General features: G+C 41.8%; 16 protein-coding genes and 1 pseudogene. 10 read left to right on the forward strand and 7 right to left on the reverse strand.

The genetic code is table 11. From position 1 onward, the window contains the following. The 5 genes and pseudogenes from F6K64_RS04830 to F6K64_RS04850 all read left to right on the forward strand — a co-directional run. Positions 1–632 (forward strand): annotated as a pseudogene (locus tag F6K64_RS04830) (hypothetical protein); the annotation flags it as partial. Positions 633–822: 190 nt separating this feature from the next. Next, on the forward strand, positions 823–1,374 hold the full coding sequence (locus tag F6K64_RS04835; RefSeq protein WP_287264996.1) for a Uma2 family endonuclease: 552 nt from the start codon (positions 823–825) through the stop codon (positions 1,372–1,374). Positions 1,375–1,728: 354 nt separating this feature from the next. Next, complete coding sequence (locus tag F6K64_RS04840; protein WP_287264998.1) at positions 1,729–1,953, forward strand: hypothetical protein; 225 nt, start codon at positions 1,729–1,731, stop codon at positions 1,951–1,953. A gap of 50 nt (positions 1,954–2,003) precedes the next feature. Continuing rightward, positions 2,004–4,367: a baseplate wedge protein gene (locus tag F6K64_RS04845; RefSeq protein WP_287264999.1), complete on the forward strand. Its 2,364-nt coding sequence runs from the start codon at positions 2,004–2,006 to the stop codon at positions 4,365–4,367. 15 nt (positions 4,368–4,382) lie between these two features. After that, positions 4,383–7,376, forward strand: coding sequence for a contractile injection system tape measure protein (locus F6K64_RS04850; protein ID WP_287265000.1), 2,994 nt, complete (start codon positions 4,383–4,385; stop codon positions 7,374–7,376). Between the two features lie 355 nt (positions 7,377–7,731). On the opposite strand, the gene F6K64_RS04855 is transcribed toward F6K64_RS04850, so the two are convergent. Both F6K64_RS04855 and F6K64_RS04860 read right to left on the reverse strand, forming a co-directional pair. After that, positions 7,732–9,072, reverse strand: coding sequence for a TldD/PmbA family protein (locus tag F6K64_RS04855; protein WP_071102553.1), 1,341 nt, complete (start codon positions 9,070–9,072; stop codon positions 7,732–7,734). Between the two features lie 220 nt (positions 9,073–9,292). Then, positions 9,293–10,762 (reverse strand): TldD/PmbA family protein, encoded by a 1,470-nt coding sequence (locus tag F6K64_RS04860; protein ID WP_287265002.1) that lies wholly within the window; start codon positions 10,760–10,762, stop codon positions 9,293–9,295. A gap of 165 nt (positions 10,763–10,927) precedes the next feature. Here F6K64_RS04860 and gloA2 point away from each other — a divergent pair, with 165 nt between their 5' ends. The 3 genes from gloA2 to F6K64_RS04875 all read left to right on the forward strand — a co-directional run bounded on the left by gloA2 (position 10,928) and on the right by F6K64_RS04875 (position 12,620). Beyond that, positions 10,928–11,314, forward strand: coding sequence for an SMU1112c/YaeR family gloxylase I-like metalloprotein (gloA2, locus tag F6K64_RS04865; RefSeq protein ID WP_009149570.1), 387 nt, complete (start codon positions 10,928–10,930; stop codon positions 11,312–11,314). A gap of 291 nt (positions 11,315–11,605) precedes the next feature. Beyond that, on the forward strand, positions 11,606–12,028 hold the full coding sequence (locus tag F6K64_RS04870) for a profilin (protein WP_009149568.1): 423 nt from the start codon (positions 11,606–11,608) through the stop codon (positions 12,026–12,028). 127 nt (positions 12,029–12,155) lie between these two features. After that, entirely contained in the window at positions 12,156–12,620 is a 465-nt protein-coding gene (locus F6K64_RS04875; protein ID WP_009149566.1) for a DUF29 domain-containing protein, read from the forward strand. Between the two features lie 101 nt (positions 12,621–12,721). Here F6K64_RS04875 and F6K64_RS04880 read toward each other — a convergent pair whose 3' ends face one another. Then, positions 12,722–12,919, reverse strand: a complete 198-nt coding sequence (locus F6K64_RS04880; RefSeq protein WP_287265004.1) for a hypothetical protein — start codon at positions 12,917–12,919, stop codon at positions 12,722–12,724. Positions 12,920–12,996: 77 nt separating this feature from the next. Here F6K64_RS04880 and F6K64_RS04885 point away from each other — a divergent pair, with 77 nt between their 5' ends. Further along, positions 12,997–13,131: a hypothetical protein gene (locus tag F6K64_RS04885; RefSeq protein WP_287265005.1), complete on the forward strand. Its 135-nt coding sequence runs from the start codon at positions 12,997–12,999 to the stop codon at positions 13,129–13,131. Between the two features lie 24 nt (positions 13,132–13,155). Here F6K64_RS04885 and cphA read toward each other — a convergent pair whose 3' ends face one another. Together cphA and F6K64_RS04895 are read right to left on the reverse strand one after the other, a co-directional pair. Beyond that, positions 13,156–15,834 (reverse strand): cyanophycin synthetase, encoded by a 2,679-nt coding sequence (gene cphA, locus F6K64_RS04890; protein WP_287265006.1) that lies wholly within the window; start codon positions 15,832–15,834, stop codon positions 13,156–13,158. 437 nt (positions 15,835–16,271) lie between these two features. Next, positions 16,272–17,123 carry a cyanophycinase gene (locus F6K64_RS04895; RefSeq protein WP_044494486.1) on the reverse strand — a complete coding sequence of 284 codons (852 nt, stop codon included), beginning with the start codon at positions 17,121–17,123 and terminating at the stop codon, positions 16,272–16,274. Positions 17,124–17,337: 214 nt separating this feature from the next. Here F6K64_RS04895 and trmD point away from each other — a divergent pair, with 214 nt between their 5' ends. Continuing rightward, on the forward strand, positions 17,338–18,012 hold the full coding sequence (gene trmD, locus F6K64_RS04900) for a tRNA (guanosine(37)-N1)-methyltransferase TrmD (RefSeq protein WP_009149558.1): 675 nt from the start codon (positions 17,338–17,340) through the stop codon (positions 18,010–18,012). Here the strand turns inward: trmD and F6K64_RS04905 are convergent. Together F6K64_RS04905 and tnpA are read right to left on the reverse strand one after the other, a co-directional pair. Beyond that, positions 18,006–18,254: a hypothetical protein gene (locus F6K64_RS04905; protein WP_044494484.1), complete on the reverse strand. Its 249-nt coding sequence runs from the start codon at positions 18,252–18,254 to the stop codon at positions 18,006–18,008. The genes trmD and F6K64_RS04905 overlap by 7 nt on opposite strands. Positions 18,255–18,460: 206 nt before the next feature. After that, positions 18,461–18,868 (reverse strand): IS200/IS605 family transposase, encoded by a 408-nt coding sequence (gene tnpA / locus F6K64_RS04910; RefSeq protein WP_009149556.1) that lies wholly within the window; start codon positions 18,866–18,868, stop codon positions 18,461–18,463. Positions 18,869–18,880: the final 12 nt, after the last annotated feature.

Raw genomic sequence — 18,880 nt, forward strand, 5'->3', positions numbered from 1 at the left:
ATTTAGTAGTCAATGATATCCCCACAGCCCGCTGGGGATTTGCGACTGGCGGCTACAGTTTGGCAATTCAGAACGATGGCGATCAAGAGTGGAAAACCCGTATGTTACTCACCAAAGATGGCAATGTAGGCATTGGGACTGATAATCCAGAGGCAAAGCTGGATGTGTCAGGACAAATTAAAGGTGGCGGGGTTTTGGCTGGAATATGGGCAGCCCAACCATTGACTGATACTTCTCTCACATCCACGGAGGGGTGGGAAGATGTTCTCGAGACATCAGTTACTTTCACCCTAGATAGAACTGCAATGATTTTTTGTACCTATTCAATTAATGTCCAACCAGATGGGAATCCAGTAAGTGATTTACTCGCAACAAGGCTAGTCGTGGATGATCAGGGCTATCGCCAATCTGGTTCGCACTTTCAACCGTTAACTTCTGGTGATTCTAATGTGAATTTGAATGGCAATCTCGTCTTGCCGCTTCAGACAGGTTCGCATACTGTTAAGCTTCAGTGGAAGAAATATGGTAACAATGTTGCAAGCTGGAATAGCCACCCATCATGGATAGATGGCTTCGGTGGCGGACGAACACTTGTGGTCATGGCATTTTACTTACCAATAATAGGTGTTTAGGAAATCATTAGTCATTTGACAACCAAACCCGCTCTAATCCCTCTTGTGTCACTCTCCGAGGATTAAAATAAAGACATAAATGCATACAATGTCTAGAAAGTGCGATCGCCGATCTTATAGGGTGGGTTAGCGGTAGCGTAACGCACCATCTACAAATTCCAAAAGAGCCATCTTTAATTAGAGTAGAGCAATGATTACCTTAGCTAAATGGTCAATTGAAGACTATCATCACATGATTGCAGCAGGTATCCTCAGTGACCGCCATGTGGAATTACTAGAGGGAAAAATTATTGAAATGTCACCAGAGGGACCATTGCATCGGAAAATCAACGATTCTATGGCAGACTATTTACGGGAAAAGCTCCGAGGTTGCGCCAAAATCTACGAAGCACATCCAGTTACCATTCCTGATTCAGAACCCGAACCAGATATTGCTGTTGTTAAATTGCCAGTTTCCTTGTATGACAATCGTCACCCCTCTGCCGAGGAAATTTACTTATTGATAGAAATATCTGACACTACCTTAGAAAAAGACTTAGAACAGAAGCGAATCGCCTATGCTCAGGCTGGCATTTTAGAATACTGGGTTGTAGATTTAAAAGCTCAACAACTGATCGTGTTTCAGCAACCATCAGGGGATAGTTATCAAATCAAACAAACCAAAGCCTATGGAACTATTTCCTTTGTTGCATTTCCTGATATTCAAGTGACAGTAGAAAAGTTAATATCAAAAACTATCTGAGATATAGCAATTATCATAGCTAGGAGGTATACAATTTATGGATTGTAGGGAACAGAGAACAGGGAACAGGGAAGACAGAAGAGGGAATAGGGAAGAGGGATGCGCTGCATCAAGATAGGGAATCAACCTCAAAGAAGACTGTACCTCATAGCTATGATAAACGCTATATAATATACTATAGCGGTTTTAATAGTAACGAGGTAGACAGGATTTTTTTCCACTTCCGACTTCCCTACTCCCTACTCCCTACTCCCTAATCCCTACTCCCTACTCCCTACTCCCTAAAACCCAATAATTTGTACTTCACCCAATTGACAACTGCTGTATTGTAACCCATCATATTCAACAAGAAACATGAAAGAACAACTCGAACAACGCCTAACCCAACTCAAAGCCGAATTTGAATCAGGACAAAAAGTCCTCGCAGATTTAGAAGCCAAACAAGCAAATGTCCGTGAAACCTTACTCCGCATCCAAGGAGGAATTCAGGTATTAGAAGAAGAGTTAACTAAAAACAATGGTCCTGCATCTGAAACCGAAAACGTGGAGGTTTTAGAAACGGAAGCAATTGAGAATTAAGATAAATCTTGTAGAAGTAAACAAGCATAAACTATCTTTCCCCAATCACCATGACTGAAAACCTTACCATCTCCAACGCCCCCCCAGAATATCCTGGCATGAATTTCGCCTTATTGCGACAAGAAGGGATTAAACACATCGAACGCCTAGGGGGGAAACTGTGGACAGACTACAATACCCATGATCCTGGTATTACTATATTAGAACAACTCTGCTATGCCATCACGGATTTAAGCTATCGCCTTGACTTCGAGATCAAAGACTTGCTTGCGCCTGCTCCTGGAGAAAACAGGAAACAGTTTTTCACCGCCAGAGAAATCCTCACGGTTAATCCCCTCACTATTAATGATTATCGTAAACTGCTAATCGACATCGATGGGGTTAAAAATGCATGGGTTAAACCAATTAAGAATTCACAACCCCCAATTTATTACGATTCGCTTCGTCATACCTTAACTTTTGAAGCTTCTAAACGCACTCAGCAAGTAAACTTAAATGGACTTTACCGGGTACTAATCGAAAAAGAAAAAAATGTATCTGACGAAGCGGGCGAAGAGATTCTCAAAAAAAACGTAAAATATAAACTGAATCAACATCGGAACTTGTGTGAAGATTTTGTCTCCGTTGACATCTTAAAAATCGAAACAATTAGTGTCAAAGCCGAGATAGAAATAGAAGAAGGCTTTGATGTTAACAAATTAATGGCAAAACTATATTTTGAATTAGATAACTTTATTTCTCCTCACCTACATTTTTTTACATTAAAAGAACTCCTGAATCAAGGTAAAGCTCCTGAAGCAATCTTTGATGGTGTTCCCCTGGAACATGGCTTCCTTGACAACGAACAACTTGATAAATTTATCAATAAAGATGAGCTACATACCTCTGACTTAATTCAAATTATTTTAGATATCCCAGGGATAAAAACTGTTAGAATCATTACTATTTCAAGCGACAAGTCATCAGAATCAGAAGAATGGGCGTTAGCATTAGAGCCTAATCTAACACCCCAACTCATTGATATAGATAGTTTGATAAGTAACATCACCTTTTACAAAGGACAAATTACGTGCAACTTGAACCTAGCTAAAGCTCAAAGTCATCTAGAATCCTTACAACAGCAAAACACCAAAACACCATCAAGCACACAAATAAAAGATATCCCCATTCCAGTTGGAGAATACCGGGAATTATCTGACTATGAATCAATTCAAAACGATTTTCCTGCTACTTACGGTATTGGAGAAATAGGTTTACCGGCTTCCGCATCTCCCAAACGCAAGGCTCAAGCCAAGCAACTACAAGCTTATTTAATGTTTTTTGACCAACTTTTAGCTAACTATTTTGCTCAATTAGACCATGCTAAAGATTTATTCTCTTTTCAAACTAAGAATAAGACAACCTACTTTTCCCAGGAACTTTCTAGCATCCCAGGTGCAGCAGAAATCCTAAAACTAGATAAAAATGCAACAGTTAATGAATGGAATGACATTGATAAGATAAGAAGAAACCGTTTTCTGGATCATTTAATGGCACAGTATTGTGAAAAATTCACTGATTATTCCTTACTTTTATATGAATCAATTCTGGAGGACAAACTGATTAATGATAAAATTAATTTATTACAGAACTATCCCCAAATTAGCGCCGGAAGGGGTAAAGCCTTTAATTACATTGATTCCAGTCAGGTTTGGGATACAGACAACGTATCGGGACTAAAACAAAGAATTTGTAGTTTACTAGGAATTCCTTACCATCGAAAAACTTTGGCTCTCTCCAATGAATCGGATGAAACAGAAGGATTCCATATAATCGAACACATTTTACTTCGTCCTCGCAGCGGTAACGACCCCGAGCAAACCCCTAATTTTTTAGCTTTTGGTTATCAAATTTCGGAATTTAAATCAAACACAGATTCAAACAAAAAAGTAACTTGTGTATCTGAGAAACACGGACTTCTACAAAATGAGCAAATCAAAATATTTAACACAAGTAATTACAATGGGATTTATTCCGTTACCAATGTTCAACAAGATACATTCGATATAGAAACGGAATTTGTAGCATCAGAAGAAGGAGAATGGGTAGAAGTGGATCGAACCCTAGATCCTTACTCTTTCCAAATCAGTTTTGTATTCCCTGATTGGCTGCCTCGCTTTCAAAAAGAAAACAAACAACTAATTTATAGCATTATCAGTGCCGAAATACCAGCCCATATAACTCCTTATTCCCACTGGTTAAAGAAACCTAAAATGCAAGAGTTTGAAAATGCCTACCAGCTCTGGCTAAATACAAAAATGGATAAAAATGCAACTAATAACCTGATAAAAATCCTGGAAATTGGTAGAGTTGAAAGACTAGCATTTAATGTCCTTGGATATATGACTATTGGCACAGATTTTGTAGTGAGTTAATTAAATCATTTGTCAGTGAACCAACAACGACATATTATCAAAAAACAAATTATAGAACTTAATTTAAGTTCACAACAAGGTGCTTTTGAACTGCAAAATGAGGTAAGTAGACTATATCGCCATAAAGTCCTCCCCCTGATTGATAATTTGTTGAATCAGTTCAGCGATTTAGATACAATATATCGAATTAATACCCTAGAAATAGACCTAGGAAATATCGATATCAATAATCTAGAACAGGAATTGATTGACAAAATACTAGCACAAATTCAACAGCAATTATCCGAAAAAATTAGCCACTCAAGTTCCAGTTTGTCAACACAGCCACAACCTAAGACTGAGTTGGGTGAGTCTTCACCACTGCTTGGTAGCACAGAGGGAGAGACGGGGGAAAATATAGGACAAAATAAAGTTACCTCTGTAAGTGAAACGAGCTATCAAAGACTATCTGATCAAATTGGCAGATCAGAGATTGCTAGTAAAAGCGCTTTACAACTAGAGATTTTTAGCTACTTTATCCAAACAGGTATGCTACCCTGGTGGGCTGAAAAATTAAGCAAACAAGAGCTAGAAGACTATTGCGATCGCTTGATCACCAATTCCCCAAATCAGGTAAAGTCTATTGTTAAGCTTTGGTTAAAAAAATCCAAGCAATTGCAGCGCCTGATTTACCAATTTTCGGATTCAACACTCCTGAAAATAGCCGGATTGTTTACTGGGGATTCAGTCCAGTTTATTGCCGACTATAATACAGACATAAAACCGGTCTTGGCACAGCTAGAGCAGACGACAAATATTCCGGCAGCCAAATTGAGATTGCACAGATGGCAAGGACTATTGTTCAGCCTCTCCTCAGAGAGTAAGACTCAAGTAGATAAGTTCAAGTTAATCGAAGAAAATTTATTACATATTACCAGCAGTAATCGGATTAACTATCCTAAGTTTTTAAATAATCTTGTTGCCAAGATAGAGCATCTAGTCAGACAAGGAAAAGGATTTAAAAGTAAACTTCCAGAAATCTTAGATAGAATCCAAATCCCTAGCCAAGATACACAGTTGATTAGAGCAGAAGCAAGAGCTTCACAACTAAAAATTTTTAGCGACTTTATCCAAACAGGTATACTACCGGAAAACTTCAGCAAACAAGAGCTAGAAGACTCTTGCGATCGCCTGATCACAAATTCCCCAAATCAGGTAAAGTCTATTGTTAAGCAAAGCTTAAAAAATCCCAAGCAATTGCAGCGCCTGATTTACCAATTTTCGGATTCAAAACTCCTCAAAATAGCCGGATTGTTTACTGGGGATTTAGTCCCATTTATTGCCGACTATAATACAGACATAAAACCGGTCTTGGCACAGCTAGAGCAGACGAAAAATATTCCGGAAGCCAAATTGCGATTGGAGAGATGGCAAGGAATACTTTTCAGTATCTCCTCAGAGAGTAATACTAAAGTAGATAAGCTGAAGTTAGTCCAAGACAATTTATTACATATTGCCAGCAGTAATCGGATTAACTATCCTGAGTTTGTAAGGAATATTGTTGCCAAGATAGAGCATCTACTCAGACAAGGAAAAGGATTTAAAAGCAGACTTCCAGAAATCTTAGATAGAATCCAAATCCCTAACCAAGATACACAGTTGATTAGAGCAGAAGCAAGAGCTTCACAACTAGAAATTTTTAGGGACTTTATCCAAACAGGTATACTCCCGGAAAACTTCAGCAAACAAGAACTACAAGACTATTGCGATCGCTTGATCACCAATTCCCCAAATCAGGTCAAGTCTATTGTTAAGCTTTGCCTAAAAAATCCCAAGCATTTGCAGCGCCTGATTTACCAATTTTCCGATTCAACACTCCTCAAAATAGCCGGATTGTTTACTGGGGATTCAGTCCAGTTTATTGCCGACTATAATACAGACATCAAACCGGTCTTGGCACAGCTAGAGCAGACCAGAAATATTCCGGCAGCCAAATTACGATTGGAGAGATGGCAAGGAATACTTTTCAGTATCTCCTCAGATAGTAATACTAAAGTAGATAAACTCAAGTTAGTCCAAGACAATTTATTACATATTGCCACCAGTAATAACATTAACTATCCTGATTTTTTAACTAATCTTGTTGCCAAAATAGAGCATCTAGTCAGACAAGGAAAAGGATTTAAAAGTCAACTTCCAGAAATCTTAGATAGAATCCAAATCCCTAGGCAATATACAGAGTTTATTAAAGAAAGGGAACAACTGAAACACCTCTTAATGGAATTGCAACACCTTGATTTAAATAGCCAGATATTACCCCAACATAAACAGCAAATTAATCAACTTAAGACTGAAATAGAAGTATTACTAAATGAAATCAATAATTCTGCCCGAGTCCAAAGGTCATCAGACCTGATTACACGCTTCAAACAACTACAGAAAAGTTGTCAAACTCTTAAACTCAACATCCAACAAGAACTCAAGTCCGAGCAAACCAGATTTCCAGATGTTGTCAATACTTTTAGTGACTCTGATGAAATCTACATTTACAATGCAGGATTAATTTTACTATGGCCATTTCTGAATCGCTTCTTTGTCAAAATAGGATTGGTACAAGATAAGATTTTTATTAATACCATATCTGCTGAACGAGCAGCCCTTTTACTCCAGTATTTAGTTGATAACTCAACAGAAATACCAGAACATAGTTTACCTCTTAATAAAATACTATGCGGTATAGATTTATTAGAACCTATAGACACCAATTTAGAAATCACCGCACAAGAACGAGAAGAATGTGAAAACTTGCTATCTGCTGTGATTCAAAATTGGTCTATTTTGAAAAATACATCAATAGAAGGATTTAGAAGAGCTTTTTTGCAGAGAAACGGTATTGTGAGAATTCGTGATGGTAGTTGGCTGCTACAGGTTGAACGTGAAACTTACGATATTTTACTAGATAGAATTCCTTGGAGCATACGAGTTGTTAAGCTGCCGTGGATGGATAATATTTTATACGTAGAGTGGTAAACTGTAGGGAATAGGGAACAGGGAATAGGGAACAGGGAATAGGGAATAGGTATAGCGCTACGCGCAAGGCAAAAGGCAAAAGGCAAAAGGCAAAAGTTTACTAAAATAGCTTTTCAGCTTGTATCAATGTCCTAACCTTAATGCGTAGTGCTATAATAACCAATTTAAATGTGCGACAGCTTAGCCGGGTAGTTAATATCCAATAAATAAGCATTCAGCTGATAGCTGAATGCTTGAAAATGTTACTAATTTTTAATTTTTACCAATCAACTTTAAACCTGTTAACCTTCAACCTGTTAACCTTCAACCTGTTAACCTTCAACCTATTAACCTTCAACCAAATAACCTTAAACCCTCAATCCCCAGTAATGGACAAACCATCAACCCAGATTTTTGGACAGACTCCACCAGAGGTCAACTCAGGCTCTTTTTCCACATAAATAATCGATTTCAGTAGTTCCCGAAAATCTCCGGCTACCGTTGCGGAATCAATACTAGTTAATTCTCCTTTATTCACCATCCAACCATCAAAGGGTAGAGAAAAGGAACCTTCGAGTGCTTTAACTCCCGCATGAAGCGCATTCACCTCATCAATCCAAATCACATTTTCGGCTTGGTCTAAACTGTACTCTTGTTCAGCAGATTGACCAGGAAAAACATGATAGAAATTAGGACTAACTGTAACTTTTGCCCCAATATTGGCATGACCTGTTGGTTGACCATTCAGGCGTTTCGCGGTGCCAGCACTGTGCAGAAAACTGCTTAACACCCCTTCTGTAATTATCGGTACTCGACGAGTAGGTGTTCCTTCTCCATCAAAATAGACTGGTGCCACATTCTCTGGATGTAGCTCATCATCACAGACAGAAAGCAGAGGAGAAGCAATTTGAGTACCTAGAGACTCTGGAGTCGAGAGGCTTTGCTTGTCTAGAATATTCTGAGCATTAAATAAATTAGAAAAAGCATTCAGTAAACTTAGGAAAGCTTCGGGAGAGAACACTACCCGATATTTTCCGGACTTAACTTTCTCATAGTTCAAGTGACTGATGGTTTTCTCAGCAGCTTCTTTCAGACAAGTCTGAATATCCAGAGTTTCTAACCCTTTACTAATCTTATAGGCACCAGCACTACGGGGCTTTTTCCCTTCTTCCTCAGTTTTGGTATAAAGATAAATGGAAGCAGAGGAACTAGCTTGCTGGCGCAATGCCCCATCACTATTGAGATAAAAGCGCTCAACATCCCGTTGAGATAGTCCATTGTAAGGAACTCCGGCAATAGCCGAGTGAGCTTCCAGTAACTTTTTCTCTGAATCCAGTAGGGTTTCTACTAATTTAGATACTGGCTGTTGAGGCACTTGATTATTGGGAATCTCTGGAATCGATACTGTTGATTCAGGGCTAAAGTCTGGGGCGTTTTCTTTCACCCCAAAACTACTCGCCTCATAAGCGGTTTTTAAGGCTAGTTCCAACCCAGTTGGGTTTGTATCGGTAGTTGAAGTAATGCCTACTTTCTGGTCTTGATTCCAAACCCGTACAGTTACACCAGAGCGATTAGATGCCTCAACCTGTTTTGGCTCACCCTGGTCTACTTGAACACCAGCTTCATCCACTGCAGAGCCATAAATATCGAATTTTTCAATTCCCAGGCGTTTTGCGATCGCATTCGCCGAATCAGCTATCTCATTAATCTTGGTCATCTTATCTTAGATTGTGAATGTTGGGTTAACAAAAAAAAGAGGCATGATATCAAATCCGGTTAATCACGTCGGATGTAAGCATTCAGCTATCAGCATTCAGCTATCAGCTAATGCGCTACGCGCACGCTACTTGAGGTGCTATTAGCTGAATGCTTACGATTAGTCTTTAACCGGAGATGATCGGATAACACTAGTCCCAAAGCCTGGCTGCTGGGGTAACTTACCGTCCACCAACCGTAATCGAATCTACCTTGATATGAGGTTGACCGACGGTGACATAAACACTGCCGCTAATGGAACCACAGAAACCAGCGGCTAATCCTAAGTCTTTGGAACACATGGAAATTTTATTCATAATTTCCTTAGCTTCCCCAATCAGAATTGCCCCTTTCAGCGGTTTAGTGAGTTTGCCATTTTCAATCAAATAGGCTTCATCGACACCAAAGTTAAATTCCCCAGTAGCACCAACACTACCACCGCCCATCCGCTTGCAGTAAATGCCTTTATCGATAGAACCAAATAAATCCTCTACCTCGTAATCACCAGGAGCGATGTAGGTATTGCGCATCCGTGAAGCAGCAGCATAGGCATAATTCTGACGGCGTCCACTACCTGTTCTGGGGTGTCCAGTGAGTTGAGACCCTGCCCGGTCGGCGATAAAATTCTTCAGTATGCCATTTTCAATCAACAGAGTTCTTTGGGCTGGCATGCCCTCATCATCCATATCAATAGTTCCAAAGGCATTGTCAGATAACCCTTCATCCCAAGCGGTAAGGCTTTCGTTAGCAATCTTCTCGCCTTTTTTGTCAGCAAACGGAGTAGTTTTCCGCTCAATCTGGGTCGTTTCCAACAGGTGTCCACAGGCTTCATGGAAAATTACCCCACCAAAGGAATTGGCCATGATAATGGGGTAAGTACCAGACTCTACGTAATCCGCATAGAGCATCTTACCAGCGGATTCAGCAACTTCCTCGGCAGTACCATTATAATCCCAGGCTCTTAGAAACTCTGGGTTACCGGTACTACCAGCACGCTTGCCAATCGAAGAGCGATGGTCGCCATCAGCACATAGTAGGTTATATCCGACAGACTGAGTTAAACGAATATCTCTGGCAAAGGTACCATCACTAGCTGCCACCAGAACTTCCTGCCAATCCCGGAAATAAACAGCCCGTCGGGATTGGACATGGCTAGCCTTGCGCTGGAGTGCCCCATTGGCATCCAGGAGTACTTCTCCCATTTCTGCCATCGAACTGCAACCGGATAGCCAAGTGTCTTTGCCCTTAGCAGTAGCGTAATCCCGCAACAGTTCCAGGTTAGTTTCTGGGATAAAGGCATTAGGGGTAGGTAATTCCAGCCCTTGAATAGACAGGGCTTTCTCCAAAGCCGCTTTTAGCCCCGAAAAGGATAAATCATTAGTGCTAACATAGCAATCTGACTTACCCCGAAATACTCGGATACCAGCACCAGAGGTAAGGCGGGGAGAAATGCTAGTAATGGCATCATCTTCCGCAAGACAGCTGATGTAGTTGACCCTTTCTAGGAAAAACTCAATAAAATCAGCACCAGCTGCTCGTCCTAATCCCAGGAGGGTGGAAAGGGGAGCTCTCCAGCTTTCATCAAAGCGTTCTGATGTGGATTGGTATTCCAGAGTAGGTAGTTCTTTGGATAGAAGTAGGGTTGGGGGCATAGATAATTTCCTTATCCTTTGGATATATATCCTTTTGATGATGGGTTTTATATCTGCCAGTCTAGCAAAATCCTAAAAACTTGGTTGAATCTGGTTCCATACTATGGAAGATGATCTTTGTTGATTGAAACTTATTTATCTATTACTTAATTTCAGATTAGTTTTATGAAAACCAAAGGATTTCACCATGTAGCGATTATTTGCTCAGATTATGAAAAATCGAAACAGTTTTATGTGGAAATTTTAGGGTTTTCAATTATTGAAGAAACCTTCAGAGCTGCTAGAAATTCTTATAAATTGGATTTACAAGTGGGTGATGGGGATAGGATTGAGTTATTTTCGTTTCCTAATCCCCCTGAACGAGTTAGTCGTCCCGAAGCTTGCGGATTGAGACATTTAGCTTTTCAAGTCGATGATATTGAAGCGTCGGTGAATTATCTCAAATCCCAGGGCGTGGATGTAGAAAAGATTAGAATTGATGAGCATACTGGCAAGCTATTTACGTTTTTTCAAGACCCGGATGGATTACCGTTAGAAATGTATGAAATTTAAATAGAATCGGGAATCGGGAATCGGGAATCGGGAATCGGGAATCGGGAATCGGGAATCGGGAATCGGGAATCGGGAATCTGGGATCTGGGAATATAAATTAGTCAGCTGATACAGATTTCAATGACAGGATTTAAGCGATTGCTTTTTTGTTGACAGTCAACAGTAAAGTAATGAACTACTGTCGTTAAACTAAACCGTTTAGTTGATTGGCTTTGAGCATACTAAGTTGATTAAAAATGCTATAATGGTTTACTATAATAATAATTAAAATTTGAAAGAAAACTAAATAAAATGTCTTGGGATAGCTACATTGATAATCTAATTGCACAATCTAAAGATGCTAATGGCACTGTTCATGTTGATAAAGCTAGTATCATAGGTATTGATGGTGGTGCTAAGTGGACTACAGATGCTCATCCTAATGCCTTAAAGCTAAATCCTGATGAAAGCGCAAATATAGCTAATGCTTTTAAGTCAAAGGATTTCACGGGATTCATGGCAGGAGGTATATCGATTAAGGGGGAAAAGTATCAATTTTTGCGAGAGGAGGATGGCAAAGTTGTTTATGGAAAAAAGAAAGACATAGGAGCTGTTACTCTCCAGGCCAGCAAAACTGCTGTCGTTATTGCTCACTGTCCAGAAGGTTGCCAACAAGGAAATGCCAATAAGGCAGTTGCAGTAATTGCAGAGTATTTAGAAAGTATAGGCATGTAACGGTGAATCATGATCGGGTGCATTTCATATTTTTTACAAATATGAGATGCACCCCCTGCTGCCTGTTCCCTGTTCCCTAAAACCAAAAAATTACTTACTAGCTTGAAAACCGCTATCGAGTACAGCAATGACTCAAACAAGTGATCTATATTATCTGTATGATGTTGATAATGAAAAATGGTTATTAGAAACTCTAAAACTATTAAAAGAAAAACAATTAGAAAATCTCGACATAGAGCATTTAATTGAGGAATTAGAAGGATTGGGACGTCGATATAAATTAACAGTTGAAAGTTTTTTAGAGCAAATTATCCGACATTTACTACTGCTGAACTATTGGCAAGAGCAATATGACTATAATGCCAATCATTGGCAAGCGGAAATTATGAGCTTTAGAAGCCAAATGGACGAGTATTTAACTCAAAACCTCCGCAATCATTTACAAGATAATCAAGGCAAAGTTTATCAAAAAGCTTTAAAATATGTCATAAAAAAAACCGGTATGATGATTCAATTTCCTGAAGACTGTCCCTATACTCTCGAACAATTATTAAATCAAGAGTGGCTGCCTTTAAAAGCTGATATTGTATAGCTATTTTCCATTAACTGAGGTACAAATTTTCAGTTTCCGACTCCTGACTCCCTCCCCAAATGTAAAAAACCGACTCCTGTGAGCAAGACCGCGCTGCATCGCTACCGAAAATTGTTATGGAAAACGCGATGTTCCTTAGGAACATCGCGTTTTGTCCAGGTGCTTTGGGCGAAGGCCATCCAGGGATAACCTTCACTCAATCTTCTATAGCCCAGCACCTCGATGCGATGTTCCTTAGGAACCGCTTGGCCTACGGCCTCAGCTTCCGCGCTTATGCGATGGCTCGAAGAGCCTGCCAAAGGCGATTAGCCCAAAGGGCTACGCTACGCGATGAAGCGTTCGCAAAGCGTGGCCAAAGGCCTCAGCTTCCGCGCTTATGCGATCGCAAACAACTGTCAACCTTCAACCTACCCTACGGCAAGGCCAAGGACGAACAACGGTCAACCTTCAACCTTGGCCAAAAGGCCACGCGTGCGCGTTCAACCGTCAACTTTCAACATTCAACCTTTAACCTTCAACCAATCCCAACAGCCACTTATTTCACCACCGATGGCTTCAACTCATCTTCGTTATCAGCACTGCTTGCCTTAAGGCCATTATCCGGCAAAGGATTACGAGCCTCAATTAGTTTGATCGCACGACTTACACTTTCTGGCAGAATCACCACTAAACCACCATCAGCGACTTTATCCAAACCCCTCTCAATTGCCTCTGTCTCCCTGAGGATAATCTCATAGTTGGACTCGCTTTTTTCCTGTCCTATGCCCTTACAAATTAACTCAGCTGCATCACCACTGGGACGTCCCCGTAAGTCATCATCTTCTTTGATAATAATCCTGTCAAAGATTTTTGCTGAGAGTCGTCCTAGTTCAATAAAGTCTTCATTCCGGCGATCCCCAGGACCACCCACAATCCCAAAGCACTCTCCGGGCCAGTTGCGCACAAAACTACCCAATGCCTCGTAACTAGCTGCATTGTGGGCATAATCCACTAGAGCATGGTAACTGCCAAGATTGAACAAATTCATTCGCCCTGGTGTCTGGTCTACAGAAGCCCTAAATGTGGTCAATGCTTCTCTAATGGCCTCAATCGAGACCCCTTGAGCAAAGGCAGCGAGACTGGCAGCTAGAGCATTCGCAATCATAAAAGGTGCCCGTCCCCCAATTGTCACTGGCACATTTACTGCCTCGTCAATCCGCAGGGTCCAATCCCCTTTGATGATGGACAAATAACCATTTTCATAAACCGCAGCCAGACCACCACCACTGGTGTGATTTTTGATTAACTCATTTTCTGAGTTCATCGAGAAATAAGCCACTTGACCCTTTACCTTTTCCGCCATTGCTCTGACTAGGGGGTCATCAGCATTGAGGATAGCATAGCCCTTCGGACTCACCACTTCCGCCACAATACTCTTGACCTTGGCCATCTGTTCAATGGTGTTGATGTCTCCAAGTCCCAAGTGGTCAGCGGAGACATTTAAAACCACCCCAATATCACATTTGTCAAAGGCCAAGCCAGAACGCAGGATCCCACCCCGAGCAGTTTCCAGCACTGCCACCTCAACAGTAGGGTCTTTGAGAATTACCTGAGCACTTTGGGGTCCAGTGGTATCACCTTTTTCCACAACATATTCATCAATGTAGATTCCATCTGTAGTGGTATAGCCCACAACCTTTCCAGTTTGGCGATAGATATGGGCAATTAAGCGGGTTGTCGTGGTTTTTCCGTTGGTACCTGTAATCGCGATGATGGGAATACGGTTAGGTTGCCCATTTGGGAAGAGCATATCTAGGACTGGTGCTGCCACATTCCTAGGCTTACCTTGACTAGGACAAACATGCATCCTAAAGCCAGGGGCAGCATTCACTTCTACCACCACCCCATCAGCTTCCCGTAAAGGCTTAGTGATATCGGAAGTGACAATATCAATTCCAGCAATATCCAGACCAATAATTTTGGCAACCCGCTCTGCCAGCCAGATAGTTTCTGGATGGATGTTATCGGTGTGGTCTACAGCAATACCCCCAGTGCTGAGATTGGCAGTTTCCCGCAAGTAACATACTTCTCCTTTTCTGGGTATACTTTCCAATCTATAGCCTTGCTTCTTCAAGACACTCTCACTGGTAGCGTCTACCACAATTTTCGTCAAGACATTGTCGTGTCCGTCACCCCGATGGGGATCAAGGTTAGTTTGGTCAATCAATTCCTCAATGGTAGACCTACCATTACCCACCACATGGGCAGGGATGCGCTCTGCTACTGCTACTACCTTGCCATTGACCACAAGAATCCGGTGGTCAAAACCTTTATAATAGCGCTCCACAATTACAGAGCGGGAGACTTCTTTGGCGGTCTTATGGGCAGTCTGTGCCTCTTCCCAGCTATTAATATCGAGGGTAATGCCTCGTCCATGATTCCCATTCAGGGGTTTAATCACAATCGGGTAGCCACCTACATCCTCAATTGCCCCTTCCAAATCATCTAGGAATCGAATTGTTGTCCCCCGGGGCACCGGTACACCAGCATCCCTCAGGATTTGTTTGGTACCTTCTTTATCACAAGCCAACTCAACGCCTAAAATCCCTGAATAATTACTCAATGTGGCTTGAATCCGCTTTTGGTGGACACCGTAGCCCAGTTGAATCATCGCTCTCGCGCTCAGCTGCATCCAGGGAATATCTCTGGCTTCGGCTTCCTTAACCAGGGATTGAGTGCTTGGTCCTAAAGCTGAATGATTAGCCAGTTCTTGTAAATCTTTCAGGTCTTGTTCTAATTCACTTTGGGGATAGGTTTGCTTATCAATGATGCTACGGCACAGCCGCACAGCTGCCCTAGCTGAATAACGACCCACCTGCTCATCAATGTATTCAAATATGACCTGGTAGACTCCTGGTGTCGTTGTTTCTCTAGTGCGACCAAATCCAACTCTCATGCCCGCCAGATCTTGTAGTTCTAGGGCAACGTGTTCAATGATGTGCCCGATCATGGTGCCTCTGGCAACCCGAGAAAGGAATCCCCCCCGGACACCAGGGGAACAGAAATGCTCTTCCAGACTGGGTAGGACAGTCTTTAGTCCCTTATAGAAGCCAGGAATCTCGTTGGAGGGGGTATTTGCCAATTCCTCTAAATCGAGACGCATGACAATCAGTTTGTGATGTCCAATACTCCAATAATTAGGACCACGTAAAGTCTGGATTCTCAGAATTCTCATATCAACTGAAACTTCGGTGGTGATGCTCGCTGAATGTGCAAGGAAGCGTAAAGACGCAATTTATCAAATAAAATCCGCCTTTATCGCCTACTTTGGCACTACTTTGGCACATTATTAGCCGATTGGCACGCTTGAAAACTCTAGCTCCAATCCGGGAATCAGGCGATCCGGTAGGCTGCTGATTAGATTTGGGATAATCTTATTATTATCAACCTTGGAGAGAAAAAAAACTGTTCTGTGTGAACATTTTTTTCAAAATTATCCATAACTATCGCAGCCAGCAGGTACTCAGATGAGTTCCCCCAACTACAGTCATGAGGAAACCCCCTGATTAAGGCGCTGCATCCCTTGGCAAAGGGCAGGTAAAGCCATACTCAAAAGCGTGGGCTGGTGATTGCAGTTGTTGTCCAGGATTGCTGGCTTTCCAGAAGGAAGGTTTAGCTTTCTCCTGCAAATAAGGAACGCTTGTGAAAGTGGTAGCGATCGCCATGAGATAGAATATGCACTCGCAGATTGTGGATACTGATCGGGTCGTTAGCACCAATCTTAGGCTGGTTCGTGTAAGACATTTCCTTGGGATCAATAATTGTGACAGTCCCTTTACCCATCACTTCTAACCAACCATTTTTTTCAAACAAAGCGCAGGTATCTTCATCAATTCCGATTGCCAATCGATCCGGATGTTCCGAAATAGCACTAATCAGGCGTGCCATACGATTGCGATGGTAGAAATGTTGATCTACAATGACCTCTGGAATGATTCCTAAGCCCATGGTTATATCCACCAAAGCACGATTAGGAGACTCACCACTACCACCACCAGCAATCATGTGATGACCCATAACTGCAGCCCCAGCACTTGTCCCAGCTAGGGTAATCTCGCTCTGATGAACCCGCTGCCGAACTTTTTCCATTAAGGGGGTATCGGCTAGTAGCCCGCACAAGCGTAGTTGGTCACCTCCAGTCATGAATACCCCGGTACAGATTTCCAAGTACTCTAGTAAGTCTTGGTTTTCTGCTTCAGAGCGATCGCGTATATCTAGCAACCGAATTTCTTCGGCTCCCATGTCTTCAAAGATGCGTTGATAGCGACTGCCAATCACGGTTGGTTCTCTGGAGGCTGAAGGGATAATGGCAAGGCGAGCATTAGTTCCTCCAGCACGCCCAAAAAAAGTTTGCAGGATCTCTCTTCCATGAACTTTATCTTCAGCGCCGCCGATTACCAAAATAGCTGGTTGAGTGGACTTAGGCATCCTAATTCTTTGCAATTGAGATTCTAACTGCTGCATTATATTAGTAATGGGCATGAGGTGAGTTCAATACTTTTGAGTAGTGCTTTTTAGTTAAAATGCCACATTATAGCAATTTTTCAGTTTACTTCGTGATTATTTAATGATATTCACGCATTATAGCCTTACCATTTATGCATAATCACTGATTATGTATCTTAGCCTCTTCCCACAGGATTTTTAGCTCCAGACCCCTACCCTCCCTTAACTGTTTGTGCGATTTGACATTATCACTCTATTTCCGGATTTCTTCAGCTCTCCCCTGACTTCAGGGCTACTTGGTAAGGCGCTCCTCAAACAAATTGCCGAAGTGCATCTGATCAACCCCCGAGACTTTGCTACTGACAAACATCGGCGAGTTGATGATGAGCCTTATGGTGGTGGGGTGGGGATGTTGATGAAACCAGAGCCGATTTTTGCGGCTGTAGAGTCTTTACCCATTTTACCCCAGCGTGATGTCATCTTAATGACCCCTCAGGGGGAACCCATGAAACAGCAATTGTTCAAAGAATTAGCCACAGGTTATGATCAGCTGGTGATAATTTGTGGACACTACGAAGGTGTGGATGAGCGGGTATTACACTTAGTCACCCGAGAGGTATCATTGGGGGATTTTGTCTTAACCTGTGGAGAAATCCCAGCCCTAGCCATGATTAATGGTGTCACCCGGTTGCTACCAGGAACAGTAGGCAAAGCCGAATCCCTTAAATTAGAAAGCTTTGAAGCCGGGTTACTGGACTATCCTCAGTACACAAGACCTGCTGAGTTTCGGGGATGGAAGGTTCCAGAAGTTCTGTTATCAGGAAATCATGGGGAAATTGACCGCTGGCGTAAAGAGCAGCAAATTCAGAGGACTAAAGAACGCCGTCCTGATTTGTATGATCAATAATCGGGAATCGGGAATCGGGAATCGGGAATCGGGAATGTAGAATGTAGAATGTAGAATTGAGAATCGGGAATCGAGAATTGGGAATCGGGAATCGGGAATCGGGAATCGGGAATCGGGAATCGGGAGTAGGCAAATGGATATTTGGCATAGAGTCCCATCACTAAGGTTGCCAAAGCAGCTGAAATCCTGGTGGCAATCACTAGTTCCCCAAACAGAGGATGTAACAAGCGAGAGTTAGCCACCCAATTGATTGGGTGGGCGGGGTTAGAAGTTACCACAAGAATAAGGCAGCCTTTATGGTTGGTCGGTTATGGGAAAAAGGTTAAAACTTTGAGGCGCGACCCATGGCGAATTTAATTCGCCTATGGAAAGCGCGCCTCCATGATTAAGGCTGCCTTATTAATCAGGTTTCGTCTCCGGAGCGTACCGGGATTTATCCCGGCTCTCGTTATTTTCCTCTTTGATTTTGGATGTACTTCTTGACTGTTTCTGTATTTGCGTTTCCAGTAGTCGAGCAGAAATAACTGGGAGACCATAAGGTGGGTAATTTCAGCAATTCAGGGAACTCCTTCCTGAGATAATGAGAAGCCCTCCCTTTCACTCGTTTGATGATCGTGGAAGGAGCAAAGGTAGGATCGACCTCCAAAAACATATCAACATGATCGGGCATGATTTCTAGGGCTATAACCCTCCAGTTATGTTCTGAGCACAAGTCAAAAATTATTTCTTGCAATCTCATCTTTATTTTTCCGGTCAATACTGCTTTTCTTCGTTTAGGGCACCAGACGAAGTGGTAATTGATTAGTGTTACCGAGTGCGGATTTGTCCTGAATATTTCTTGATTATTTCTGACCATAGTTGTTGACAG

This window comes from Moorena sp. SIO3A2 (assembly GCF_010672265.1).
GTDB classification, from domain to species: Bacteria; Cyanobacteriota; Cyanobacteriia; order Cyanobacteriales; family Coleofasciculaceae; genus Moorena; species Moorena producens.